At 66.1% G+C, this 22,677-nt stretch carries 24 protein-coding genes; 13 read left to right on the forward strand and 11 right to left on the reverse strand.

Annotated elements, in window-relative coordinates; genetic code table 11:
* Positions 1-58: 58 nt before the first annotated feature.
* The 3 genes from AC5P5R_RS17595 to AC5P5R_RS17605 all read right to left on the reverse strand — a co-directional run bounded on the left by AC5P5R_RS17595 (position 59) and on the right by AC5P5R_RS17605 (position 1,993).
* A complete protein-coding gene (locus AC5P5R_RS17595) occupies positions 59-673 on the reverse strand; it encodes a cyclin-dependent kinase inhibitor 3 family protein (RefSeq protein WP_162838411.1) in 615 nt (204 codons plus the stop codon).
* A gap of 19 nt (positions 674-692) precedes the next feature.
* Positions 693-1,148: an NIF family HAD-type phosphatase gene (locus AC5P5R_RS17600; RefSeq protein ID WP_032961321.1), complete on the reverse strand. Its 456-nt coding sequence runs from the start codon at positions 1,146-1,148 to the stop codon at positions 693-695.
* 68 nt (positions 1,149-1,216) lie between these two features.
* Positions 1,217-1,993: a hypothetical protein gene (locus AC5P5R_RS17605; RefSeq protein WP_125899104.1), complete on the reverse strand. Its 777-nt coding sequence runs from the start codon at positions 1,991-1,993 to the stop codon at positions 1,217-1,219.
* Positions 1,994-2,113: 120 nt separating this feature from the next.
* Between AC5P5R_RS17605 and AC5P5R_RS17610 the strand changes: the two genes are divergently transcribed.
* Positions 2,114-2,383, forward strand: coding sequence for a helix-turn-helix domain-containing protein (locus AC5P5R_RS17610; RefSeq protein ID WP_495226417.1), 270 nt, complete (start codon positions 2,114-2,116; stop codon positions 2,381-2,383).
* 215 nt (positions 2,384-2,598) lie between these two features.
* Here AC5P5R_RS17610 and AC5P5R_RS17615 read toward each other — a convergent pair whose 3' ends face one another.
* The 3 genes from AC5P5R_RS17615 to AC5P5R_RS17625 form a co-directional block, all read right to left on the reverse strand.
* Positions 2,599-3,768 carry a lytic polysaccharide monooxygenase gene (locus tag AC5P5R_RS17615; protein WP_005411565.1) on the reverse strand — a complete coding sequence of 390 codons (1,170 nt, stop codon included), beginning with the start codon at positions 3,766-3,768 and terminating at the stop codon, positions 2,599-2,601.
* A 178-nt stretch (positions 3,769-3,946) separates the two neighbouring features.
* On the reverse strand, positions 3,947-5,119 hold the full coding sequence (locus AC5P5R_RS17620) for a lytic polysaccharide monooxygenase (RefSeq protein ID WP_100438190.1): 1,173 nt from the start codon (positions 5,117-5,119) through the stop codon (positions 3,947-3,949).
* A gap of 190 nt (positions 5,120-5,309) precedes the next feature.
* Complete coding sequence (locus tag AC5P5R_RS17625; protein WP_049452976.1) at positions 5,310-5,837, reverse strand: DUF1203 domain-containing protein; 528 nt, start codon at positions 5,835-5,837, stop codon at positions 5,310-5,312.
* Between the two features lie 216 nt (positions 5,838-6,053).
* Here AC5P5R_RS17625 and AC5P5R_RS17630 point away from each other — a divergent pair, with 216 nt between their 5' ends.
* The 4 genes from AC5P5R_RS17630 to AC5P5R_RS17645 all read left to right on the forward strand — a co-directional run bounded on the left by AC5P5R_RS17630 (position 6,054) and on the right by AC5P5R_RS17645 (position 9,956).
* Positions 6,054-6,437 carry a diguanylate cyclase gene (locus AC5P5R_RS17630; RefSeq protein ID WP_258009715.1) on the forward strand — a complete coding sequence of 128 codons (384 nt, stop codon included), beginning with the start codon at positions 6,054-6,056 and terminating at the stop codon, positions 6,435-6,437.
* Positions 6,438-6,505: 68 nt separating this feature from the next.
* Positions 6,506-8,032 (forward strand): alpha/beta hydrolase, encoded by a 1,527-nt coding sequence (locus tag AC5P5R_RS17635; protein WP_100438191.1) that lies wholly within the window; start codon positions 6,506-6,508, stop codon positions 8,030-8,032.
* Positions 8,029-8,775 (forward strand): ABC transporter ATP-binding protein, encoded by a 747-nt coding sequence (locus AC5P5R_RS17640; RefSeq protein WP_100438192.1) that lies wholly within the window; start codon positions 8,029-8,031, stop codon positions 8,773-8,775. The genes AC5P5R_RS17635 and AC5P5R_RS17640 overlap by 4 nt, the downstream gene beginning before the upstream one ends.
* Entirely contained in the window at positions 8,772-9,956 is a 1,185-nt protein-coding gene (locus tag AC5P5R_RS17645; RefSeq protein WP_012481564.1) for an ABC transporter permease, read from the forward strand. Before AC5P5R_RS17640 ends, AC5P5R_RS17645 begins: the two co-directional genes overlap by 4 nt.
* 34 nt (positions 9,957-9,990) lie before the next feature.
* Here AC5P5R_RS17645 and AC5P5R_RS17650 read toward each other — a convergent pair whose 3' ends face one another.
* Together AC5P5R_RS17650 and AC5P5R_RS17655 are read right to left on the reverse strand one after the other, a co-directional pair.
* Positions 9,991-10,689, reverse strand: coding sequence for a transposase (locus tag AC5P5R_RS17650; protein WP_099497340.1), 699 nt, complete (start codon positions 10,687-10,689; stop codon positions 9,991-9,993).
* A 100-nt stretch (positions 10,690-10,789) separates the two neighbouring features.
* Positions 10,790-11,587, reverse strand: coding sequence for a helix-turn-helix domain-containing protein (locus tag AC5P5R_RS17655; RefSeq protein WP_100438193.1), 798 nt, complete (start codon positions 11,585-11,587; stop codon positions 10,790-10,792).
* A 77-nt stretch (positions 11,588-11,664) separates the two neighbouring features.
* On the opposite strand from AC5P5R_RS17655, the gene AC5P5R_RS17660 reads away from it, so the two are divergent.
* Positions 11,665-11,919, forward strand: a complete 255-nt coding sequence (locus AC5P5R_RS17660) for a hypothetical protein (RefSeq protein WP_100438194.1) — start codon at positions 11,665-11,667, stop codon at positions 11,917-11,919.
* Between the two features lie 82 nt (positions 11,920-12,001).
* Here the strand turns inward: AC5P5R_RS17660 and AC5P5R_RS17665 are convergent, their stop codons facing one another.
* Entirely contained in the window at positions 12,002-13,006 is a 1,005-nt protein-coding gene (locus AC5P5R_RS17665; RefSeq protein ID WP_099480344.1) for an energy transducer TonB, read from the reverse strand.
* Positions 13,007-13,208: 202 nt separating this feature from the next.
* The gene (locus AC5P5R_RS17670; RefSeq protein WP_005411554.1) at positions 13,209-13,829 is read right to left on the reverse strand and encodes a TIGR00645 family protein; all 621 of its coding nucleotides are present in this window, start codon (positions 13,827-13,829) and stop codon (positions 13,209-13,211) included.
* A 112-nt stretch (positions 13,830-13,941) separates the two neighbouring features.
* On the opposite strand from AC5P5R_RS17670, the gene AC5P5R_RS17675 reads away from it, so the two are divergent.
* From AC5P5R_RS17675 to AC5P5R_RS17690, 4 genes are all read left to right on the forward strand, one after another.
* Positions 13,942-14,631, forward strand: a complete 690-nt coding sequence (locus tag AC5P5R_RS17675) for a glutathione binding-like protein (RefSeq protein ID WP_005411553.1) — start codon at positions 13,942-13,944, stop codon at positions 14,629-14,631.
* A gap of 162 nt (positions 14,632-14,793) precedes the next feature.
* Positions 14,794-17,019, forward strand: coding sequence for a S9 family peptidase (locus tag AC5P5R_RS17680; RefSeq protein ID WP_100438196.1), 2,226 nt, complete (start codon positions 14,794-14,796; stop codon positions 17,017-17,019).
* Positions 17,020-17,044: 25 nt separating this feature from the next.
* On the forward strand, positions 17,045-17,560 hold the full coding sequence (locus tag AC5P5R_RS17685; RefSeq protein ID WP_005414826.1) for a cytochrome c oxidase assembly factor Coa1 family protein: 516 nt from the start codon (positions 17,045-17,047) through the stop codon (positions 17,558-17,560).
* Between the two features lie 266 nt (positions 17,561-17,826).
* The gene (locus AC5P5R_RS17690; RefSeq protein WP_005411550.1) at positions 17,827-19,626 is read left to right on the forward strand and encodes a DUF885 domain-containing protein; all 1,800 of its coding nucleotides are present in this window, start codon (positions 17,827-17,829) and stop codon (positions 19,624-19,626) included.
* A gap of 104 nt (positions 19,627-19,730) precedes the next feature.
* Here the strand turns inward: AC5P5R_RS17690 and AC5P5R_RS17695 are convergent, their stop codons facing one another.
* On the reverse strand, positions 19,731-20,189 hold the full coding sequence (locus tag AC5P5R_RS17695) for a YbjQ family protein (RefSeq protein WP_100438197.1): 459 nt from the start codon (positions 20,187-20,189) through the stop codon (positions 19,731-19,733).
* Positions 20,190-20,373: 184 nt separating this feature from the next.
* On the opposite strand from AC5P5R_RS17695, the gene AC5P5R_RS17700 reads away from it, so the two are divergent.
* The 3 genes from AC5P5R_RS17700 to hemB all read left to right on the forward strand — a co-directional run bounded on the left by AC5P5R_RS17700 (position 20,374) and on the right by hemB (position 22,671).
* The gene (locus tag AC5P5R_RS17700; RefSeq protein WP_005411548.1) at positions 20,374-20,622 is read left to right on the forward strand and encodes a hypothetical protein; all 249 of its coding nucleotides are present in this window, start codon (positions 20,374-20,376) and stop codon (positions 20,620-20,622) included.
* 122 nt (positions 20,623-20,744) lie between these two features.
* Positions 20,745-21,662: a bestrophin family protein gene (locus AC5P5R_RS17705; RefSeq protein ID WP_100438198.1), complete on the forward strand. Its 918-nt coding sequence runs from the start codon at positions 20,745-20,747 to the stop codon at positions 21,660-21,662.
* Positions 21,663-21,681: 19 nt separating this feature from the next.
* Positions 21,682-22,671 carry a porphobilinogen synthase gene (gene hemB / locus AC5P5R_RS17710; RefSeq protein WP_005414824.1) on the forward strand — a complete coding sequence of 330 codons (990 nt, stop codon included), beginning with the start codon at positions 21,682-21,684 and terminating at the stop codon, positions 22,669-22,671.
* The last annotated feature ends 6 nt before the right edge of the window (positions 22,672-22,677 follow it).

Raw genomic sequence — 22,677 nt, forward strand, 5'->3', positions numbered from 1 at the left:
CTGGACGTGATTAGTGCCGTGTCAAGAGTTCAGAACGGATGCTTCAGCGCACACGGTTCTAGAGCATCCGAGAAGCCCAGTGAAGAAGGAAGCGCTCTTGCTCCGCCGTTTCCACGGCTCCGGGACGAGCACTCCGAACTCTGGCCATAGCTTCTTCAGCGCTTAGGCATGATCTGCTCTCGAGCAGTAGCATCGAAGCCACGGTGCCCGCTCTGCCAAGCCCTCCTTTGCAATGAACGACTACTTTGTCACCGCGGAGCAAATCGTCAGTGAGGACGGGGCCTAGTCGTGTCCACTCGTCCAAGAACTGAGGATCCGGCGCTTCTCCATCACGAATCGGAAGACCATGCCAGTGCAGGCCATGAGCGCGCGCGCGTTCGGGTAGCGACCCTATCCCGAGATCGTCGAACTCCCACGGTTCAATCAAGGAAAGCAGATGGCGACATCCCCAAGCTGAGACGGACGCTAGATCGAGCTCGAGATCTCTACACCACGAGCCCGTCATTGCAACTTTCTGATGCTTACCGGGGGCAAAGGTAACGCCTATGGTTCCTCCGTTGGCACCGACGGAAAGTCCCGCAATCTGCAACGGATGAGACAAGCTAGTTCTGTGCACAGAATCCTCGAGTATTGGGGGCTGGCGGTGTCTCACTGCGGCGTCCGAAGATTGCATCCACGGCACACTCCATCCACTAAGGCCGCGCCTTGGGCTTTGTGCTGCCTGGATTGAGGCGCTCCTCAAGACGCTGGATCACCAGCTGCAGCCCCTCGTCTCCATCAGAATATGGTGCAGCGAAGAGAGGGGCTTCAATCCAGAGGAAGTGTTGGCCGGGATGCACGTAGGCCCCGTGATCATCCAGCAACAGTGCCTCGCCAAGTTCTGCCGAAACGAATCGAAGGTCCTTCGTCGGACCGTCCCATTCGATGTATGGGAGATGTTGAGACCATTCGGGAGCGCGTCCCTCCAGCACCAAGAGGGATGTAATCTCTGCAACAACCTTTTGGGGTACAGAGGTGAACATGACGATCCGATTGAAGGTGCTGCTGGCATAGTTTAGGAACTCCATCAGGCCGGGTCGGGGTATTTGACTGACGGCATTGGAGATAAGTGTTCCCTCAAGGTCCAGTGCAAGAATGATTGGACGCATCTATCAAGTCTCGTGATTCTTGGTTCAGCTGAGCCAGGGAAGTGGGTAATCGAGGGCCTCTGTTTTGACTAGATTTCGCCCAAGGATGGAGCTGCAAGCCAGTAGTCATCGCCTATCTTCAGTATGCTTTCCAGCGCTACATCGATCATCAGTGGTCGTCGCCAACCTGTGTCAGGAAGGAAGCAATAGTCGGTTCTTCGAAGTTCACCCGCGGCCGCCTTTACTACCAGCCAGCGCGTCCTCCTTCGCATCTCTCGGGAAAGCACTTCTAGTGCGGCGTCCTCGTTGCCACCGCTACTAAGGAACTGGCTCGCTGCTCCCCTTACAGATGACCAGAGCACGTATCGTTTCCGCCCCAGGCTCAGACGAGTCCACTCCTCATCCTGACTTCTCAGGATTTCATCTACGCGGTGCACTCCGATACGGTGACGGCGCAGCAATGATGTGAGATAGGCGCTTGCCTCTCGATCCGCTAGCTGGCGCCAGATCCAAAGTCTTGCGTGTTTATCAAGCGTCGGGCGCCAAGCATCAAGCATCCCCTTGAGCGCTGCATCAAGGTCATCAGGAAGAATCAGGTCATCGACGTAGGACCAACTGACCGGTTCGTAGAGAGAGCGCTTAACGGCTCCGTTGCCTGAACTGGAACCGGTCACAACACCTGCGCTTTTTAGGAATTGCAGGAGTTGCTGGGCGACAGCAGGGTCTGAGGAAACGGGCGCGCTAACGGAAGTGGAGCGTTCAAGCGCACACCAGGCGCAGGTGTAGAAAGGACCAAGCGATACGACAAGTGAGTCGAGCTCGGGCCACGAAGGAAGGAGGGTCTGTTGGCTACGGCCATAGATCACTCGATCCCCGGCAAATTAACCAGTCCGGATGCTACCAAGGCGGCACGATGTCGTCTACATGATTTTCATGTATGCCGTGCCCCGGTCATAGATTTCCATCCGCTCCTTGAGGCGGACCGGATGGCTACGAAGACGATCTATCAGAACCCGTACCTCCGTTTGGTCGGAAAGCTTCGGGAGCATCGGGAGATCTTGGGCATCAGTCAGACTCAGCTTGCTGCCCATCTGGGGTGGCCCCAACAGCGCATTTCTTCAATAGAGTCTGGATCACGTCGTCTAGACGTTCTCGAATTCTGCCAAATGGCATCTGCGCTGGGTGTCTCTCCAGCTGAGGTGTCTGATCTGAACTGCAAGGCTCTAAAGGCAGTGCGAGTCTCGAGGATCAATTGACAAGGCTCACATAAGTCGAAAGTCTTATTTCAAGCATAAGTAATTGATTTATATGCTTTAAATAAGTTTTCCGTTGTTATTTAGTCCTTCAGCAGCAAGTAAGTCAGGGTAGTGCCGGCCGCTGGCCGGCAGCCCCACGAACCCTGGTAGTGCCGGCCGCTGGCCGGCAACTCCAAGAACCGGAGGCGGCGCCACGCCGCCCCCGGTGCCCTGCCTCAGTACGCGACCCAGGCATCGCGCCAGGCGAAACCGGTGCCCGGGCGATAGGCATCGGCGTTGATGTTGCACCACGCACCCTCCGGGAACGGCCGGCAGGCGTAGAGCTTGCCGTCGGTGCCCTTGACCACGGTTTCGCCCGGCGTGTAGCTGCCGATACCGGCCGGATACACGAAGTCGTAGTCGTCACCCGGCGGCGGATCGACCGGATCCACCGGGCCCGGCAGGCGGGTATCGATCTGGAACAGGTTGCCCGGCTTCAGGTAGACGCGGTTCTCGGTGGCCGAGGCGACCGGCGTGATCACGCCGTTCCTCATCACGCCCACACGCGCCTGCTGTGCACTGGCGTTGACCTTGCGGGCCAGCGCCAGCGGCCACTGGTTCGCAGCGGTCTGACCTGCGGCCAGGGTGATCTCCGGACGCTCCAGATCATTGCCCTGGGCGTTGAACACGCGCAGCGTCAGGGTGGTGCCTTCTTCCAACGCACCGCGGGCGGTGACCGGGCCGGCGTCCTGCCACTGCGGCGGCGGTTCAACGCCACCACCGCCCTCGAAGCGCACGTCCGCGCAGGTATAGAACGCTTCACCGGAATCCGAGCGCTGCCAGGTGTTGTAGATGATGTGCTGGCCGCTGCGCTTGGGCAGCGGGCAATCCAGCTTGTAGACGTCGCCGGAGACCGGCACGTTGCCCAGCGTGCAGAATTCCTGCAGGTCGGCCCAGCGCAGCGGGCTGCCCGGCTGCCAGCCGTCGCGGGTGACGTAGAACTTCCACTCGCGGGTAGCATGCGGGGCCGGTGCCTTGAACTCGAAGGTGTAACGCCCGCGCGAATCGGCGCGGATCGGCGAGGTCGGCCAGTCACTGCGGTTCAGATCGAGGCCGCGGTACTTGCTGTTGCCGCCGCTGCACAACTCGCCATCTGGAACCACCGCTTGATGGTTGCCGTTGGCGTTGGCCTGGTTGACACCGGCCCAGTCGTAGAACGGCTGGGCGCCGCCGATGGCCTTGGCGGCGGCGCAGGCCGGGTTGGTCGGATTCTCCGGATTGCCCTCGTGGCACTGCTTCACGCGGCTGAGCGGCTTGGACAGGGTGCCGTGGGCGAAGGCGTTGCCGGACAGTGCCAGGCCGACAACGGCGGACAGTGCGAGGACGGCCCGATGGGACAGGTGCATGCAGGAACTCCTTTGCGAAGTGTTGGAAACCTCGCGGAGTCTTCCCATGTAGCCGCCATATGCCCATCAGACAAGTTTGAAAGGCTGCTGCGCTCCTCTGTTTCTGCAACGCGCGCCCCACTGGGCGGCAGGGGAGCCAGGAGGCGGTGTGATGTGCACCGCCTCCCACATCACTGCGTCAGTACGCGATCCACGCATCGCGCCAGGCCGCGCCCACGCCCGGCCGGTAGGCCTCGGCATTGACGTTGCACCATGCACCCTCCGGGAACGGGCGGCAGGCATACAGCTTGCCGTCGCTGCTCTTCACCACGGTCTGGCCCGGCACATAGCTGCCGATGCCCGCCGGGTACACGTGGTCGAAATCACCACCCGGCGATGGCGCACCCGGGTCCGGCACCTGGGTATCGAGCTGGAAGCGGTTGCCGTCCTTCAGGTACACGCGATTGTCGGTGGCCGACGCCGACGGCGTGATCACGCCATTGGCAAGCACGCCCACGCGCGCATGCCGGGCACTGGCATTGACCTTGCGGGCCAGCGCCAAGGGCCATTGCGCGGCCGAGGTCTGGCCGCTGGCCAGCGTCGCTTCCACACGTTCGACATCGTTGCCGCTGGCATTGAACACGCGCAGTGCCAGCGTCGTACCGACCGGCAATTCACCGCGGGCGGTGACCGGGCCGGCATCCTGCCATTGCGGTGCCGGCGTCGTACCACCGCTGCCGCCTTCAAAGCGTACGTCCATGCAGGTGTAGAACGCTTCGGTCGAATCCGAGCGCTGCCACGTGTTGTAGATCACATGCTGGCCGGTGCGCTGCGGCAGCGTGCACTGCAGCTTGTAGGTGCCATCGGCAGAGAGCGGTGTATTGCCCAGCGTGCAGAACTCCTGCAGGTCGGCCCAACGCAACGGGCTGCCCGGTTGCCAGCCGTCGCGGGTGACGAAGAAGCGCCAGTCGCGCGTGGCGTGCGGCGCGGTCGCCTTGAACACGAAGGTGAACTTGCCATTGGCATCAGCGTGGATCGGCGTGGTCTGCCAGTCACTGCGGTTCACGTCCAGGCCGCGGAAGGTGGGATTGTTGCCGCTGCACAGCTTGCCGTCGGGCACCACCGCCTGATGGTTGCCGTTGGCGTTGGCCTGGTTGATGCCGTTCCAGTCGTAGAACGCCTGCGATCCGCCCACCGCTTTCGCGGCGGCGCAGGCCGGGTTGGTCGGGTTCTCCGGATTGCCCTGGAAACAGGCATAGACGCGGCTGACCGGCGTGGTCATGGTGCCGTGGGCAAAAGCATCGCCGGCCAGCAACAGGCCAGCGGCGGCCAATGAAGTAGCCAGCAGCAGCGGTGTGGATTGGAATGACATGGCGCTTCCTTGTGGTCGTCGAAAGAGAGCGGTGACCGCAGAGTTGCGCTGCGCGGCGGACTTTCGGCGGCACCATGGCGAGTATCGAGTTGCGGTACCGGGTGCGGAACCATGGAAATGCTGATCCGTGACTGGGGGTGTGAAGCCCTTCCCGCGGGCTTCACGTGGGCCTGAACGGATGCGCTGGCGATCACGTGTTCGGCGTGGCAACGATCACGTCGTGGAGATCCGGCCATGTCGGTGTCATGCCGACGCGATCCGCCTGGCACGAGAAGCAGCCGTGGGCCGCGTTGTGCAGCTGCACGAAGGCCACGGCAGGGTCGGCAAACAGCGCGTCCAGCCGAGCGCCGACATCCGTGCCTGCGCTGATCTCGGCGGCCAGCATCAATGCAGCCTGGTCATAGGCGCGCAACGAGATCATCCGGCGCTGCACATACGGGGGCACCTCGCCTGGCGGCAGCACGCAACGGGTCACGCCACGCTGTACGAAGATCGGGCCCGAGGCGTGATACGGCGAGTGCAGGGGCAGGTGCACGTGGGACAACAGCAGCAGCTCGCTGCCGCCGGGCGGATCGCTCAGGCTGATCCGGCAGGGGTGTCCTCCTGATTCGCCGGCCCAGCGACGCCGGATGCCCAGCGCAGCCAGCGCGGTGTCGCTCTTTTCGAACAGGTGCAGGAACGGGCGGTGGTCGATGCCACCGAGGTACCACGCATGCATGGGCGTCTCCTTGGTTTCCCACGGATTCTGCGCAGGCACCGGCCGCCGTGCTCGCCGTTTTCAGACCCCGCATCTCCATCGGGCCAGGCAGCGCCACGGGGACCGCAGCACAAGGCGCCAAGATGCGCGCGCCACCCCGGCCGATGAGCGCCGCATGCCCCTGGATTTCCCCACCCTCACCGTGCTTGGCTTCCTGCTCTGCATCGCTGGGGCCACCTGGCCGGAGACGAGGTACTGCGCCACTTCGCTGCATTGATGCAGCACGGTTTGCAGGGCCATGAGACGCTGCTGGGCCGCTACGGTGGCGAGGAGTTCGTGCTGGTGCTGGCCGGCAGCACGCAGGCGGAGGCGATGGCGCGGGCTGCGGCGATCCGTACCGCTCTGCAGCAGAAGCTGGCGCGACTGGCCACCGGGGCGGTGACGTTCACTGCCAGCATCGGCCCGGCGATGGACCACGGCCAGGGCGAGCTGTCCACGCTGCTGGCAGCGGCAGACGCGGCGCTGTACCGGGCCAAGGCCGCCGGCCGCGATCGCCTGGCCTGCGCCACGCCGGCGGAGATTTCGCGTCTGCCCATCGCCGACGACGCCGTGCCCGTGTAAGTTGAGTCACATCTTCCGCGGCAGCCCGTCGTGGTTGCCAGGAACGTCCTCCAGGGGAAACGAGCACGATGCAAAGACACCACCTCGCGTTGGCCGCAGTGTTGGCCAGCCTGATGCTTGCCGGTTGCAGCCAGTCACCGTCACCCGGCGCCGAAAGCGCCAGCGATGCACCCAGCCGCCGTTTCGGCACGATCGACTTCCAGCCCTGCACGCTGTCCACGGTAGGTGCCAGTGCCAACGTGGAAGCGCAGTGCGCCACCCTGCAGGTGCCGGAGGACCGGGCCCAGCCCGCTGGCCGGCGCATCGGCCTGCGCATCGCCTGGCTGGAATCGGGCAGCAGCGGCTCCAGCCAGCCCGACCCGGTGTTCTTCCTGGCCGGTGGCCCCGGCCAGGCCGCCAGCGAAGTGGCCGTCATCGTCGATACCGCGCTGCGCCAGGTGCGCAAGCAGCGGGACATCTTCCTGGTCGACCAGCGCGGCACCGGCGGCTCCAACCCGCTCAGCTGCCTCGGCGCGGACGGAAAGGAACTGCCGATGGACGAGGACGCGGCGCCCTCCGAGGCCTTGCTGCGCGACTATGCCCAGCGATGCGCGGCTTCCCTGCAGGGACGTGCGGACGCACGTTTCTACACCACCACCGAAGCCATTGCCGACCTGGACGCGGTCCGCCAGGCCTTGGGCGTGGACCGGGTCAATCTGATCGGTGCGTCCTACGGCACCCGCGTGGCCCAGCGCTATGCGGGTACCTATCCACAGCACACCCGCAGCATCGTCATCGATGGCGTGGTGCCGAATGAGCTGGTGGTGGGCGGCGATTTCGCCAGAACGTTCGAAGACGCGATCGCCCTGCAGTCGGCGCAGTGCCGCAAGGACGCTGCCTGCAGCCGGCGCTTCCCGACCGATACCCGTGCGCAGCTGCGCAGCGTGGTCGAGACCCTGCGCCGTGCACCGGTTCCGGTCGAGTATCGCGATCCTGGCACCTACGACACCCGGAAGGATGTGCTGACACCGGACAGCGTGGTGGGCCTGGCGTTTGCGTTTTCCTACGTACCTCAGTACGCCTCATTGCTGCCGCTGGTTCTTGATGAAGCCGCGCACGGCCGCTACGCGCCGCTCGCCTCGCTGGCGCGCGGTGCGAACCGCAGCATGGATTTCCAGATCAACCGTGGCATGCACTGGTCGGTGATCTGCAGCGAAGACGCGCCGCGCTACCAGGCGCCGGCCGAGGATCCCGGGCGCCTGTTCGGCAACGACGTGGCAAGTTCCTTCTTTGCCGCCTGCCCGGCATGGCCGCACCGGCCGGCACCGGCAGCCAATGCCGTGCCGCTGCGCAGTGACGTACCGGCGCTGCTGTTGTCTGGTGAACTGGACCCGGTGACCCCGCCGCGCTATGCCGGGCAGGTCCTCAAGGGCCTGCCCAATGGACGCGCGCTGGTCGCCCGTGGCCAGGGCCACGGCACGCTGACTGCCGGCTGCATGCCGCGCCTGCTTGGCCAGTTCATCGACACGACCGATGCCAAGGCGCTGGATGCCGGCTGCCTGGACACGCTGAGCTACGTGCCGGCGTTCACCTCGTTCAACGGATGGGAACCATGATCGTCGCCGACAACCTGCACAAGGCCTTCGACACCCGCACCGGCCGTATCCAGGCAGTGTCCAACGTCGGCTTCCGCGCCGAGGATGGCCGCATCACCGGCCTGCTGGGGCCCAATGGTGCCGGCAAGACCACCACCATGCGCATGCTGTACACGCTGATGACCCCCGACCAGGGCAGCATCAACGTCGATGGTGTCGATGCTGCGCGCAATCCGGTGGAAGTGCGTCGCCATCTCGGCGTGCTGCCCGACGCGCGTGGCGTCTACAAGCGCCTGACCGCGCGTGAGAACATCGCCTACTTCGGCGAACTGCATGGCCTGTCGGCCGAGCGCATCCGCGAGCGCATCGAGGTGCTGTCGCACGCGCTGGACATGGGGGACATCCTCGACCGCCAGACCGATGGCTTCTCGCAGGGCCAGCGCACCAAGACCGCGATCGCCCGCGCACTGGTGCACGACCCGCGCAACGTCATTCTCGATGAACCGACCAACGGCCTGGACGTGATGACCACCCGCGCACTGCGCCGCTTCCTGCTGGGCCTGCGCGAAGAAGGCCGCTGCGTGATCCTGTCCAGCCACATCATGCAGGAGGTGGCCGCGCTGTGCGATCACATCGTGATCATCGCCAAGGGCACGGTGATGGCCGCCGGCAGCGCCGATGAACTGCGCGCGCAGTCCGGCGAATCCAACCTGGAGGATGCGTTCGTGAAACTGATCGGCAGCGAAGAGGGCCTGCACGCATGAGCATGATGTCGACCCTGATGACGGTGATGCGCAAGGAGCTGCGTGACCTGTCGCGCGACCGCCGTACGCTGGCGCTGACCCTGCTGTTCGGGCCGCTGCTGTACCCGCTGCTGATCCTGGGCATGGGCAAGCTGTCCGAAAGCCGCGTGCGCACGCAGATCGAGCAGCCGCTGCAGATTCCCACCATCGGCGCCGAACATGCGCCGAACCTGGTGCGCTTCCTGGCTGCCCAGGGCCTGAATACCGCTGCTGCGCCGAAGGACCTGGCCGAGGCCATCCGTTCGCAGGACATCGACGTGGCGCTGCGCATCAGCCCGGACTTCGGCAGGGACTGGGCCGATGGCAAGCCAGCGCTGGTGGAGGTGATCAGTGACAGCACACGACGTGCCGCCGAGGTGCCCACTGCGCGCCTGCAGGCGGCGTTGGCCACGTACAACGGGCAGGTAGGGGCGCTGCGGCTGATGGCGCGGGGCATCGACGCCCAGGTCGCACGGCCGCTGGACGTGGCCAGCCAGGACATGGCCAGTGCCGAAGCCAAGCGTGGCCTGATGCTGTCGGCGTTGTTGCCGATCCTGCTGACCCTCACCTCGTTCCTCGGTGGTGCCTATCTGGTAATGGACACCACCGCCGGCGAGCGTGAGCGGCAGTCGCTGGAGCCGCTGCTGGCCACGCCGGGGTCGCGCAGTGCCATTGTCAGCGGCAAGATCGCCGCCGCCTGCATGGTCGGCTTTGCGTCGCTGCTGTTGACCCTGGCCGCGTTCAAGGTGAGCGCGCAGATCGCCCCCGGCAACATCGGCCGCCAGCTCAACATGAACATCATGGCAATGGTGCAGATGCTGCTGGTGATGCTGCCGATGCTGCTGATCGGCACCTCGCTGCTGACCTTCCTGGCCGCAGCGGCCAAGAGCATGAAGGAAGCGCAGAGCCACATGACCTGGTTGATGCTTCTGCCGATGCTGCCGGGCTATGCGTTGATTGCCTACCCGGTGAAGAGCCAGCTGTGGCAGTACGCCGTGCCGTTCCTGTCGCAGAACCAGATGCTGCTGAAGGTGATCCGCCACGAGACCATCACACCCGCGGTCTGGGCCATCTACCTCGGCGCCAGCCTCGGCCTGGCCGCCGTGCTGTGGTTCGCCGCCGTGCGCCGTTATCACAACGAGCGCCTGGCCATCTCCGGCTGACCGCAAAAAGGGGACGGAGGGGATTAAGTCGTTTCTAACCCTCCGCCCCCTTCTTCTGAGGGCGCCCCCGCTTGCGCAGCATCACGGGGCGACCCAGCGTCCGTTCCACCATTCGCAGGTAGGCTGCATTTCCCAACGGATGCTGCCCGGCACTGTGCGCACGGATTGCCGGCAGGTCAGCGGACGCGTTCATGTCCTGCAGAAACTCCGCATAGAGCATTGCCCGCTGTCGCTGGGTCTGGGCGAGCGCCTGGAATGCGGGATGTTCCGTCAGCATCGGATCGTGGCGCCGCTGCAGGTTTCCATGCACGCTCGACCATGGGTGATCTTCCGGGGCGGCAGTCATGCCTGCACGAACCGGATTGAGTTCGATGTAGCGATAGACGCTGAGCAGATAGGCGTCGCTGTCCACCATCGAAGAATGGAAGCGGCCCTGCCAGAGCGGTCCGCTGCGCTGATGCCGCTGATTGAACGCCTGGACATAGTTGTTGCCCTGCATCCGCATCGCATTCGCCAAGCCAACACGCGTGGAAGGTGTGGCCAACAGATGAACGTGATTGCCCATCAATACGTAGGCATGCAGTGCGACCTGATGCTTCAGGAACGCGCTGTGCAACAGGTGCAGAAACAGCTGACGGTCGATATCGTCAACGAAGATCGCCCCCTTGTTCACACCGCGCTGGGTTACGTGGTACGGCTGTTCGGCCAACATCAGGCGTGCTTGTCGAGGCATCGCAGTTCGGGGCTTCAAGAATTCATCAGACTGCCGCCTCCGTGACCTTGAAGGGCATCAGGCGATGCCGCGAGATGGCGTGGGGGAGGGCAGAAGCGACTTAATCCCCTCCGTCCCCTTTTCCATACCGCGCAGGCGTCACCCCCATCTCGCGCTTGAACACGGCGATGAAGGCGCTGGGCGTGTCGTACCCCATCGACAGCGCGACGCTGATCACCGGCTCGCCGGACAGCAGGCGTGGCAGCGCCAGCAGCACCCGCAGGCGTTGCCGCCACTGGCTCAGCGTCATGCCGGTCTCGGCCAGCCAGTGGCGGGCCAGGCTGCGGCCGGACAGGCCACTGCTGGCGGCCCAGTCCTCGACGCTGCGGTTGTCGTGCGGCGCGCGAGCCAGCGCGGCGGCGATCCGGCCCAGGCGCCGGTCACGCGGTTGTGGCAGGGCCAGCGGCAGCGGCGTGCTGGCGGCAATCTCATCGGCGATCACGCCGGCCAGGCGTGCCTGCGCAGCATCCAGTGGCGCATGGGGCCATTGCAGCGCACGTGCTGTCGCCGCCTGCAGCAGCGCATTGGGCTGGAAGATGCGTGGTGTGGGGGGCAGACCCAGGCAGGCCTCCGCGTTGAAGTACAGGCTCCAGCCATTGAACCCGTCTGCGCCCAGCAGCGCGTGGGGCAGCAAGGGCGGTATCCAGGCGACGTGACCTGCGGGCAGCAGCCAGTGCAGGTCGTCGGCGGCGATCCGCAGCAGCCCCTGGTGCGCACCCAGCAGTTGCCCACGCGCATGCCGGTGGCGGGCCGTGCGACGCTTGCCGAGCTGGTGCAGCCGGGCCGCCAGCACCATCGGTCCATCGGTGGCATCGGCCAGCGCGGGGTCGAGCAATGCGGCGGTTGTCCGATCTGCCATATCGATTGGCAGTTATACGGCAGAAACGTCGCGTCCGGGCCCCGACACTGGGGCCCACTTCAACGGAGCGTTTCCCCATGCAGCCACGCGACATCCTCCCCGACCATCAGAACGACGTGCAGGTGAACGGCCTCACCGTGCGCAAGGGCAGTGTCGGCGCCTTCCTGGCCAGCGTCCGTGACTGGCAGGATCCCGCCAGCGATGTTGCCACCCGTTCCACTGCCGAAGCCGACCTGCGTGCGCTGCTGCCGGGCCTGCACGCGCTGGGCCTGTTCCAGGTGCTGACGGCGCGCGATCCGGCACTGCAACACCTGATCGATGGAGTGGCCTGAAACGGACAAGGCCCGGACATGCCGGGCCTTGGCGTCATTGCAGGGGCAGAAACGACTTAATCCCCTCCGTCCCCTTTTTCGTTCAGTTGTTGCCCGGCGCGAACACCAGCGTACGGCGGGTGGTCACCGGCGCGCTGACCGGCTCGAAGCGCCAACGCTTGACCGCGTTCAGGGCTTCACGGTCGAACACGCGTCCCGGCGTCGCGCGCAGCACGCGAGCGTTCACCACCGAGCCGTCAGTGCCGACGGTGATCTCCACCAGCACTTCGCCGGAGGTTCCCGAACGCAGCGCTTCGCCCGGATAGCGCGGCGCCGGTGTGCTGACCGGGCGCAGGGTGGGCGCTGCCGGTGCGGCGGCCTGGCGTGCGGCGCTGGCCTGCTGGGCGGCAGCCTGCTGCTGCTTCTGCTCGGCCTCGCGGCGGGCGGCGGCCTGGCGCTCGGCTTCCTGGCGCTCGTTGTCGCGGCGCGCGGCATCCTGCTGCGCGGCAATCTGCTTGGCGGCGTCGGCTTCCTTGGCGCGCTGCTCGCTCAGGCGCTGCTGCTCGGTCTGCTGCTTGCTGCGGTCCTCGGCGTCCTTCTTGGCCTTCTCGGCTTCCGCTTCGGTGCGCTTGGCTGCGTTCTGCACGCCCTTGGCCAGGCCGTCCTTCAGGCGCGGCAGGGCCGGCGCGGATGCATCCACCTTCTCGATCAGTGCCACCAGGCGCTGCGCTTCGGTGTAGTCCTCGCGGCCCAGGTGTTGCTCGGCGGCGATCAGGGTGTACGGCAGCAGGTCGGTCAGTGCGCTCTTCACCGAGGCGTCGTCCGGCGTCTTGTCACGCAGGGCGAGGTAGTACTCGATGGCGTTGTCGCCGGCCGGTGCATACATGCGGTTCTCGCGCAGCGCCTGGCTGGCCGACTCGCGCAGCTGCTCGGTGCCCATGGACTGCACCTTGGCAGCAACCGCCGGTGCGGCGGGTGCGGCAGCGGCAGGCGCCGTGGCGGCAGAAGGCGCTGCGGATTCTTCCTTGCCCGAGCAGGCGGCCAGTGCCAGTGCCAGGGCAACCGGCAGCCACCGGCGCGCGGCGGTGATCGTTGAGACGTGCGACATCCTGCTCCCCTCTAGAAGACGACGTGACGTAAATCATTGATACGCATGGCCGGGACCTGCGGTCCGGGCGCGGCAGGGTGACGTTTCCCGACGCCACCGCCGGCAACGGCGAGGGTGCAATCTAGCATCCCGGCCACCGCCGCGCACAAGGGACGGTGGCCGGAATGGGGCAGCGGCGGTCAAGCCGCTGGCGGCGGCGACCTCAGTGGTCGTGTGCCTTGTCGTGCGACTTGCTGTGGCTGTTGGACATCAGCTTGTCGGTCCAGGCGATGCCGATCGCCGACAGGATGAACACGCAATGGATGATGGTCTGCCACAGCACGCCATCCTGGGTCAGCATCGAGCAGCGGGCGACACCGATGTTGGCAGCGGCCACGCTCATCTGCTCCGGCGTGCACAGCGGGATGCCGCCAAGCGCACCGCTGGCGATGAAGGTCTTCAGCAGGTGGATCGAGGAGATGCCGATGATCGCCATCGCCAGCTTCACCTTCAGCACGCTGGCATTGACGTGGCTCAGCCATTCCGGCTGGTCCGGGTGGCCTTCCAGGCGCAGGCGCGAGACGAAGGTCTCGTAGCCGCCGACGATCACCATCACCAGCAGGTTGGAGATCATCACCACGTCGATCAGGCCCAGCACGATCAGCATGATCTGCTGCTCGCCCATCGACACCGAGTGCGAGATCAGGTGCCACAGTTCCTTGCCGAACAGGAACACGTAGACGCACTGCGCCACGATCAGGCCCAGGTACAGCGGCAGCTGCAGCCAGCGTGAGGCGAAGATCAGCGTGGACAAGGGGGAGAGCGGCGGGCGGTTTGCACTCATGCGAGGGATGCTGCGTTGCGGGGGAGAGGCGAGGTTACCGGCCCGCCATGACGGTGCCAACCCAACTCACGCACTAGACTTCAGGTTCCTTTCCGCACCCCGAGCCGCCGCCATGATCGACCTGTATTACTGGCCCACCCCGAACGGCCACAAAGTGACCCTGCTGCTGGAAGAAACCGGCCTGGAATACCGCATCCACCCGGTCAACATCGGCTCGGGCGACCAGTTCAAGCCGGAATTCCTGGCGATCTCGCCGAACAACAAGATGCCGGCCATCGTCGACCAGGCCCCGGCCGATGGCGGTGCTCCCCAGAGCGTGTTCGAGTCCGGCGCGATCCTGCTGTACCTGGCCGAGAAGACCGGCCGCTTCCTGCCCAGCGATCCCCGCGGCCGCGTCACCACCCTGGAGTGGCTGTTCTGGCAGATGGCCGGCCTGGGCCCGATGAGCGGCCAGATGGGCCACTTCAACGTATACGCGCCTGAAAAGATCCCGTATGCCATCGAGCGCTACGACAACGAAGTGCGCCGCCTGCACGGGGTGATGGACAAGCGCCTGGCCCAGCACGCCTTCCTGGCCGGCGACGAGTACACCATCGCCGACATGGCCAGCTACCCGTGGATCGGCGCCTACGACAAGCTGCCGGTGGATTTCACCGCGTTCCCGAACCTCAAGCGCTGGCATGAAGCCATTGCCGCACGCCCGGCCACCCAGCGGGCCTATGCCCTGCGCCAGCAGGTGAACCCCAACGCCGGCAAGCCGCTCAGCGACGAAGAGCGCAAGCACCTGTTCGGCCAGCGCTGACCGCCTCGGGGTCGGATCCCTTTGCAGCGCGAAGGGCTCTGACCCCAGCACCGCGGCATGGGCAGAAGGTCATGCTGCCTTCCCGCACGGGCTTGGTTAGGATGGGGGACGACCGCTCCGCGTCCATCGCGGGGGCGGACCTGCCGTTTGCCGGGATCCTCCATGCGCCACCTGTTCGCTTCGCTCGCCCTCATGCTCGCCACCAGTACCGCCGCCCACGCTGAAAAGCTGACCCTGGAAGCCATCACCGGCCCGTTGCCGTTGTCCGGCCCAACCCTGATGAAGCCGAAGGTGGCGCCCGACGGTTCGCAGGTCAGCTTCCTGCGCGGCAAGGACAGCGACCGCAACCAGCTGGACCTGTGGACCTACGACATCGACAGTGGCCAGACCCGGTTGCTGGTTGATTCCAAGGTGGTGCTGCCCGGCACCGAGACCCTCAGCGACGAGGAGAAGGCCCGCCGCGAGCGCCAGCGCATCGCCGCGATGACCGGCATCGTCGATTACCAGTGGTCGCCGGACGCGCAGCGCCTGCTGTTCCCGCTGGGCGGCGAGCTGTACCTGTACGACCTCAAGCAGCAGGGCCAGGCGGCGGTGCGCCAGCTGACCCATGGTGAAGGCTTCGCCACCGACGCCAAGCTGTCGCCCAAGGGCGGCTTCGTCAGCTTCATCCGCGGCCGCAACCTGTGGGTGATCGACCTGGCCAGCGGCAGGCAGCTGCAGCTGACCCGCGACGGCAGCACCACCATCGGCAACGGCGTTGCCGAGTTCGTCGCCGATGAAGAAATGGACCGCCACACCGGCTACTGGTGGGCACCGGACGATTCGGCCATCGCCTTCGCCCGCATCGACGAGGCACCGGTGCCGGTGCAGAAGCGCTACGAGGTCTACGCCGACCGCACCGATGTGATCGAACAGCGTTACCCGGCCGCCGGCGACGCCAACGTGCGCGTGCAGCTGGGCGTGATCGCACCGGCTTCCGGCGCGCAGCCGCGCTGGGTCGATCTGGGCAAGGAACAGGACATCTACCTGGCCCGCGTCGATTGGCGCGATGCGCAGCACCTGAGCTTCCAGCGCCAGTCGCGTGACCAGAGGCAGCTGGACCTGGTGGAAGTGGCACTCGATTCCAACCGCCAGCGCGTGCTCGCCCACGAGACCAGCCCGACCTGGGTGCCGCTGCACAACAGCCTGCGCTTCCTCGACGATGGCAGCGTGCTGTGGTCGTCCGAACGCACCGGCTTCCAGCACCTTTACCGCATCGACAGCAAGGGCAAGGCCACCGCGCTGACCCACGGCAACTGGCCGGTGGACGAGCTGCTGGCGGTTGATGAAAAGGCTGGCAAGGCCTACTTCCGCGCCGGCATCGAGACCTCGCGCGAAAGCCAGATCTACGCGGTGTCGCTGCAGGGCGGTGAGCCGCAGCGCCTGTCGAAGGCGCCGGGCATGCACAGCGCCAGCTTCGCCCGCAACGCCAGCGTCTACGTGGACAGTTGGTCCAACAGCACCACGCCGCCGCAGATCGAACTGTTCCGCGCCAATGGCGAGAAGATCGCCACCCTGCTCGAGAACGACCTGGCCGATCCCAAGCATCCGTATGCGCGCTACCGCGATGCGCAGCGCCCGGTGGAGTTCGGCACGTTGATGGCTGCCGACGGCAAGACCCCGCTGAACTACAGCGTGATCAAGCCGGCCGGCTTCGATCCGTCCAAGCGCTACCCGGTGGCCGTGTACGTCTATGGTGGCCCGGCCAGCCAGACCGTCACCGACAGCTGGCCCGGCCGTGGCGACCACCTGTTCAACCAGTACCTGGCCCAGCAGGGCTACGTGGTGTTCTCGCTGGACAACCGTGGCACCCCGCGCCGTGGCCGCGACTTCGGTGGTGCGCTGTATGGCAAGCAGGGCACGGTGGAAGTGACCGACCAGCTGCGCGGCGTGGCCTGGCTGAAGCAGCAGCCATGGGTGGACCCGGCGCGCATCGGCGTGCAGGGCTGGTCCAACGGCGGCTACATGACCCTGATGCTGCTGGCCAAGGCTTCGAACCAGTACGCCTGTGGCGTGGCCGGTGCGCCGGTGACCGACTGGGGCCTGTACGACAGCCATTACACCGAACGCTACATGGACCTGCCGGCGCGCAATGAAGCGGGTTACCGCGAAGCGCGCGTGCTGACCCATATCGATGGCCTGCGCTCGCCGCTGCTGCTGATCCACGGCATGGCCGACGACAACGTGTTGTTCACCAATTCGACCAGCCTGATGAGCGCGTTGCAGAAGCGTGCACAGCCGTTCGAGCTGATGACCTACCCGGGTGCCAAGCATGGCCTGTCCGGCGCCGATGCCCTGCATCGCTACCGCGTGGCCGAAGCCTTCCTGGGACGTTGCCTCAAGCCCTGATCCAGAAACGGGAAGGAGCCCGCCGATGACCCTGCCACCGCCGATTCCCGCCCACGACCCGGCATCCGCCGGTTGGTGGTGCCGCCACTGGCGCTGGGCGATGCCGTTGATGGTGGTGCTGGTGCTGGGTGGTGCAGGGGGTGTGGTGACCTGGAGCGTGCTGCGCTGGAGCGAGGCAGCACGCGAGAGCCCGCCGATGCGCGAGGCGCTGCGGCGGGCGGGCTGCAGTATTGAACTGGTGGAAGCGTTCGGTGAGCCGTTGAACATCGAGTCGATGCCGCTGGGCAGCATGCAGACGGCGATCAACGGCCAGCGTGATGTCGGCCTGACCGTAGCCCTGGAAGGACCGCATGCGCACGGGCGGTTGTTCGTGCAGGGTACCCGTCGCGATGACGTGTGGGACTACCCGGTGATGTACGTGTTGGGCGAGGACAAGCAGACCTTCGACCTGACGGCGCTGGATGACGACGAGGCCGCGCAGGAGTGCGAGCTGAAGGCCTGCCGTGATCGCGGCGAATGCCCGCTGACCGCCGTGCTCTGACCTCCGGGCGCAGGCGACTGCGGGACGTCGACTGGGTAGAGTCGACCGGGTAGGGTCGACCGGGTAGAGTCGACTGTCAGTCGACTGCTCTTCGATCAGACAGCGAAAACCCCCGCGCTGCGCGCGATGGTCGACTGACAATCGACTCTACTCCCGCCAGGTTTCCGCGGAGCCCGGCTGCACAACCAGCCCGCCATGACTTCCCACCGATTGTCGCCATCGCCGTGAGCGCGTAGGGTGCGGGCAACCCTTTGCTGGAGTGTCCCATGAAGCCGATTGCGCTCGCCGTTGCCCTGGCCCTGACTGCCGCACCGCTGCTGTCCGCACCACCGGCGCTGGCGGCACCCTCCGCCAAGGCCGCCACCCCGGCCAGCCCGGCCTGGGTCGCCCGCAGCAATGCGCTGGCGCAGATTCTGCTGGACGCCCAGGGCCCGTTCCAGCCGGAGGAAACCGGCTTCTTCGGCGTGCCCGGCTACGACGACAAGGTGGCCGATCTCGGCCCGGACAACGGCAAGCGCTACCGCGCTGCCATGGCCAAGGCACGTGACGAACTGAAGGCAAAGCTGGCCGTCGAGAAGGATCCCAATGTCCGCCAGGACCTGGAGATCATGATCCACGCCGCCAGCCAGAACATCGAAGGCAGCGAGCTCAACGAGAAGTACCTGCTGCCGTGGAGCGATGCGCCGCAGACCGTGTTCAGCGGCCTCAACCTGCTGCTGTCCGACCAGGTGCCGGCCGAGCGCCGGGCCAAGGCGGTCGACCGCCTCAAGGCCTATGCCGGCCTGCAGCCGGGCGGCACCGCCTTCACCACGCTGGCGCGCCAGCGCTACGAGGAACGGCTGAAGGACAGCAGCCTGTTGCAGCCGACGAAGATTGAAGTGCAGCAGTCGCTGGACAACGTCGAGACCTACATCACCGGTATCGAGTCGCTGCTGAAGAAGTACCAGATTGCCGGCGCCGATGAAGCAATGAAGGCGCTGGCCGGGCAGATGAAGGACTACGCCGCCTGGACCCGCAAGGAGGTACTGCCGAAGGCACGTGCCGACGCACGCCTGCCGGCGCCGTTGTACGCCTACCAGCTCAAGCAGGTCGGCATCGACATCGACCCGAAGCTGCTGATGCAGCGCGCGCAGCTGGAGTTCATGGAAACCCGCTCGGCGATGCAGCAGCTGGCACCGCTGGTGGTGAAGGACAAGGGGCTGAAGGTGGCCGACCCGAGCGATCCGGTGGCGGTGATCCGCGCGCTGAAGGCCGACAAGATCGCCGACGACCATCTGGAAGGTCACTATCGCAAGGTGATCGATGCGATCGATCCGCTGATCCGCGAGCACGCCATCGTCGACGTGCCCAAGCGCGCCATGCAGATGCGCCTGGGCTCGGCCGCCGAGAGTGCGGCCAGCCCGGCTCCGCACTTCCTGCCGGCCCCGCTGGTCAACAACACCGGGCAGCAGGGCACCTTCGTGCTGCCGCTGGGCAACCCGGCAGCGGGCCCGGGCGCGCAGTACGACGACTTCAACTTCGGTGCGGCAGCATGGACGCTGAGCGCGCATGAAGGCCGCCCCGGCCACGAGCTGCAGTTCACCGCGATGGTCGAGCGTGGTGTGTCGCTGGCACGCACCATGTTCGCGTTCAATTCGGTGAACGTGGAAGGCTGGGCGCTGTACGCCGAAGCCGAGATGGTGCCGTACGAGCCGCTGGACGGGCAGATGATCGCCCTGCAGTTCCGCCTGCTGCGCGCCGCGCGCGCGATGCTCGACCCGATGCTCAACCTCGGCCTGACCGACCGTGCCAACGGCGAGCGCGTGCTGATGGAGCAGGTCGGCCTGTCCAAGGCGATGGCCACCCAGGAACTGGACCGCTACATGGTGCGGATGCCGGGCCAGGCAGGTAGCTACTTCTACGGCTACACCCGCATCCTGGAACTGCGCATGCAGACGGAACTGGCGCTGGGTGCGAAGTTCGACCGCCTGGCGTTCAACAACTTCCTGCTCGACCAGGGCCTGCTGCCGCCGGACCAGTTGGCCGACGCGGTGAACAAGGTGTTCGTGCCGAAGTACAAGCGCTGAGCATCACCGGTAGTGCCGGCCGCTGGCCGGCATTGCCCCTGGCGCAGGAAGGACTCTTGGGGTTGCCGGCCAGCGGCCGGCACTACCCCGGTGACGCTGCTGCGTCACCGCTGCGGGGTAATCACCTGTGTCGGCAACCGCGCCGGCGGTGCCGGATTCGGCACCCAGATCGCGACGCCTGCGGCGCGCTTCTGCGTGGTCGGAATCCCGATGCCGACGCCGCCACCGACGTGCGAGCCGAACGTGCCCGCGCCCACCGACATGCCTACCGGCGACCCGCTGCTGTCCACGCCCATCAGCACCACGCCGTTGGCGCCCAGCGCTGCGGCTTCACGCTTCAGGCGGGCCACCGCGGCGTCGGTCTGGCCCTGGGTGCCGAAGCCGACGGCGGAAGACGATTCCAGCTGGGCGATTTCCTGGGAGCCGGCCGGTGGCGTCGAATAGATCTGCACCAGCGCCGGATCGATCGGTGCGCGCGCGCGGCCCAGCATCACCTTGGAGGTGCTGGCACAGCCGGCGGCGACCAGCAGCGTGGCCGCCAACGCGGCCCAACGGATGTTCATGGCACTTCCCCTGCAGGACTGGTTGCGATGATCGGCGGGCCACTCTGAATCGGCGCCAACACCCGGGCCAGGGCACGCACGACAGCACGCTAGCACGGGCCGGGTGACAGCCCCGCCAATGGCAGTAGGCGGCGGCAACGGGAACGATTATGGTGGGGCCAGGAACCAACTGCGGGAGAGCGGCATGGGTGTGATCAGTCTGTTGTGGGGCGTATTGGCGCTGTTGTGGATGATCCTGGCGTTGATTCCGCTGCTGGGCTGGGGCAACTGGTTCCTGATCCCGTTCGCCGCGGTCGGTGCGGTCATCGCCGCGCTGGGCATCCTGTTCACCCACCCGAGCAAGCGTGGCCGGGCGTGGGCCGGGTTGGTCCTGAACGGTATCGTGGTGGTGGTCGGCATCCTGCGTCTTGGCCTGGGCGGCGGCGTGGTCTGAGCCCGGTCCCGGGTGCGACAGGGCGTCGCAGGCACACGGCCGATGGCCGGGCGGGGGCGTACAATGAATGGCTGCGCGAGCCCCCCGCGTGCCTGTGAATCCGCGCCCCGCGCGGCTGCCCCATGATCATCCGACCCCGTCCCCACGGCTGGCAACTGCTGTACATCCTGCGCGGTTCGATCGTCAAAGCGATCGCGCCGAAGGTGCTGGCCATCCTGATCCTGTCCATCGCCGTGGCTGCGGTGGTCGAACTGGCGCCCCCCACCGGCATCGAACGCGTGTCGGTGACCCCGTTCACCCTGCTTGGCCTGGTGCTGTCGATCTTCCTCAGCTTCCGCAACAGCGCCTGCTACGACCGCTGGTGGGAAGGACGCAAGCTGTGGGGCCAGCTGGTCTACGAATCGCGTTCGCTGGCGCGCCAGGTAAACCTGCTGCTGGCCGAGGACGCGGGCCGTCGTCGTCGCGTCGCCTACCTCACCACCGCGTTCGCCCATGCGCTGGCGGCGCGACTGCGTGGTCGCATCGTCGCCCTGGCAGCACTGCCGTGGCTGGACAAGCGCCAGCGCGAACAGCTGGGCCAGCGCGAGAACGTGCCCGATGCGCTGCTGGCGATGATCGCGGCCGAACTGGCGCATGCGCTGCGCGCCGGCCAGCTCGACCCCATCCTCTACACCCAGCTGGAAGAGCGCCTGCACGCGATGTCGTCGATCCAGGCCGGCTGCGAGCGCATCCTCACCACGCCGCTGCCGTTCGCCTACACCCTGCTGCTGCACCGCTGCGCGTGGATGTTCTGCGTGCTGCTGCCGTTCGGCCTGGCCAGTTCGCTGGGCTGGGGCACGCCGGTGCTGTCGGCGGTGCTGGCCTATGCCTTCTTCGGCCTGGACCAGCTGGGCGAAGAAATGGAAGACCCGTTCGGCCTTGAGCCGAACGATCTGCCGCTGGACGCGCTGGTGCGCACGATCGAGATCGACCAGCTCGATGCGCTCGGCGAACGCCCGTTGCCCGAACCCCTGCTGCCGCAGGGCTACCTGTTGCAATAGCCACTCCTCGGAGCCTGCCATGTCCCACCCGCTGTACCGCCCGCGCCGCATGCGCCACGACGAGTTCTCGCGCCGCCTGATGCGCGAGAACACGCTGACCACCGACGACCTGATCTACCCGGTGTTCGTGCACGAACTGGCCGGCCGCACCGCAGTGCCGTCGATGCCGGGCGTGGAGCGGCTGTCGATCGAAGAACTGCTGAAGGTGGCCGAAGAGGCGCTGGAGCTGGGCATTCCGGTGATCGACCTGTTCCCGGTGATCGACCCGTCGCTGAAATCGCTGGATGCATCGGCGGCGTGGGCCGAGGACGGCCTGGCGCAACGCGCGATCCGCGCGCTGAAGTCGCGCTTCCCGGAACTGGGGGTGATGACCGATGTGGCGCTGGACCCGTACACCACCCACGGCCAGGACGGCATCATCGACGACAAGGGCTATGTACTGAACGACATCACCGTCGAAGCGCTGGTCAAGCAGTCGGTGTCGCATGCCGAAGCCGGCGTCGACATCGTTTCGCCGTCGGACATGATGGATGGCCGCATCGGCGCGATCCGCCGTGCGCTGGATGCCGACAACCACGTCAACGTGCGCATCATGGCTTACTCGGCCAAGTACGCCTCGGCGTTCTACGGTCCGTTCCGTGATGCGGTGGGCAGCGCGGCCAGCCTCGGCAAGGCCGACAAGAAGACCTACCAGATGGACCCGGCCAACGGCGACGAGGCCCTGCGCGAGATCGCGCTGGACCTGGAAGAGGGCGCCGACATGGTGATGGTCAAGCCGGGCATGCCGTACCTGGACCTGGTGCGCCGGGTGAAGGAAAAATTCGGCGTGCCGACCTTCGCCTATCAGGTCAGTGGCGAGTACGCGATGATGAAGGCCGCCTTCGCCAACGGCTGGCTGGACGAGCGCGCCTGCGTGCTGGAGTCGCTGCTGGGCTTCAAGCGGGCCGGTGCCGATGGCGTGCTGACCTATTTCGCGCCGCAGGTGGCGCGATGGCTGCGCGAGCGCTGACAATAG

This window comes from Stenotrophomonas sp. YJH_SMC_19, assembly GCF_059367915.1.

What these genes read in the sequence shown, in the direction of transcription:
- AC5P5R_RS17595 (WP_162838411.1), bottom strand. Translation starts at nt 673, where the DNA reads ATGCAATCTTCGGACGCCGCAGTGAGACACCGCCAGCCCCCAATACTC.
- AC5P5R_RS17600 (WP_032961321.1), bottom strand. Translation starts at nt 1,148, where the DNA reads ATGCGTCCAATCATTCTTGCACTGGACCTTGAGGGAACACTTATCTCC.
- AC5P5R_RS17610 (WP_495226417.1), top strand. Translation starts at nt 2,114, where the DNA reads ATGGCTACGAAGACGATCTATCAGAACCCGTACCTCCGTTTGGTCGGA.
- AC5P5R_RS17615 (WP_005411565.1), bottom strand. Translation starts at nt 3,768, where the DNA reads ATGCACCTGTCCCATCGGGCCGTCCTCGCACTGTCCGCCGTTGTCGGC.
- AC5P5R_RS17620 (WP_100438190.1), bottom strand. Translation starts at nt 5,119, where the DNA reads ATGTCATTCCAATCCACACCGCTGCTGCTGGCTACTTCATTGGCCGCC.
- AC5P5R_RS17625 (WP_049452976.1), bottom strand. Translation starts at nt 5,837, where the DNA reads ATGCATGCGTGGTACCTCGGTGGCATCGACCACCGCCCGTTCCTGCAC.
- AC5P5R_RS17635 (WP_100438191.1), top strand. Translation starts at nt 6,506, where the DNA reads ATGCAAAGACACCACCTCGCGTTGGCCGCAGTGTTGGCCAGCCTGATG.
- AC5P5R_RS17640 (WP_100438192.1), top strand. Translation starts at nt 8,029, where the DNA reads ATGATCGTCGCCGACAACCTGCACAAGGCCTTCGACACCCGCACCGGC.
- AC5P5R_RS17645 (WP_012481564.1), top strand. Translation starts at nt 8,772, where the DNA reads ATGAGCATGATGTCGACCCTGATGACGGTGATGCGCAAGGAGCTGCGT.
- AC5P5R_RS17650 (WP_099497340.1), bottom strand. Translation starts at nt 10,689, where the DNA reads ATGCCTCGACAAGCACGCCTGATGTTGGCCGAACAGCCGTACCACGTA.
- AC5P5R_RS17655 (WP_100438193.1), bottom strand. Translation starts at nt 11,587, where the DNA reads ATGGCAGATCGGACAACCGCCGCATTGCTCGACCCCGCGCTGGCCGAT.
- AC5P5R_RS17660 (WP_100438194.1), top strand. Translation starts at nt 11,665, where the DNA reads ATGCAGCCACGCGACATCCTCCCCGACCATCAGAACGACGTGCAGGTG.
- AC5P5R_RS17665 (WP_099480344.1), bottom strand. Translation starts at nt 13,006, where the DNA reads ATGTCGCACGTCTCAACGATCACCGCCGCGCGCCGGTGGCTGCCGGTT.
- AC5P5R_RS17670 (WP_005411554.1), bottom strand. Translation starts at nt 13,829, where the DNA reads ATGAGTGCAAACCGCCCGCCGCTCTCCCCCTTGTCCACGCTGATCTTC.
- AC5P5R_RS17675 (WP_005411553.1), top strand. Translation starts at nt 13,942, where the DNA reads ATGATCGACCTGTATTACTGGCCCACCCCGAACGGCCACAAAGTGACC.
- AC5P5R_RS17680 (WP_100438196.1), top strand. Translation starts at nt 14,794, where the DNA reads ATGCGCCACCTGTTCGCTTCGCTCGCCCTCATGCTCGCCACCAGTACC.
- AC5P5R_RS17685 (WP_005414826.1), top strand. Translation starts at nt 17,045, where the DNA reads ATGACCCTGCCACCGCCGATTCCCGCCCACGACCCGGCATCCGCCGGT.
- AC5P5R_RS17690 (WP_005411550.1), top strand. Translation starts at nt 17,827, where the DNA reads ATGAAGCCGATTGCGCTCGCCGTTGCCCTGGCCCTGACTGCCGCACCG.
- AC5P5R_RS17695 (WP_100438197.1), bottom strand. Translation starts at nt 20,189, where the DNA reads ATGAACATCCGTTGGGCCGCGTTGGCGGCCACGCTGCTGGTCGCCGCC.
- AC5P5R_RS17700 (WP_005411548.1), top strand. Translation starts at nt 20,374, where the DNA reads ATGGGTGTGATCAGTCTGTTGTGGGGCGTATTGGCGCTGTTGTGGATG.
- AC5P5R_RS17705 (WP_100438198.1), top strand. Translation starts at nt 20,745, where the DNA reads ATGATCATCCGACCCCGTCCCCACGGCTGGCAACTGCTGTACATCCTG.
- hemB (WP_005414824.1), top strand. Translation starts at nt 21,682, where the DNA reads ATGTCCCACCCGCTGTACCGCCCGCGCCGCATGCGCCACGACGAGTTC.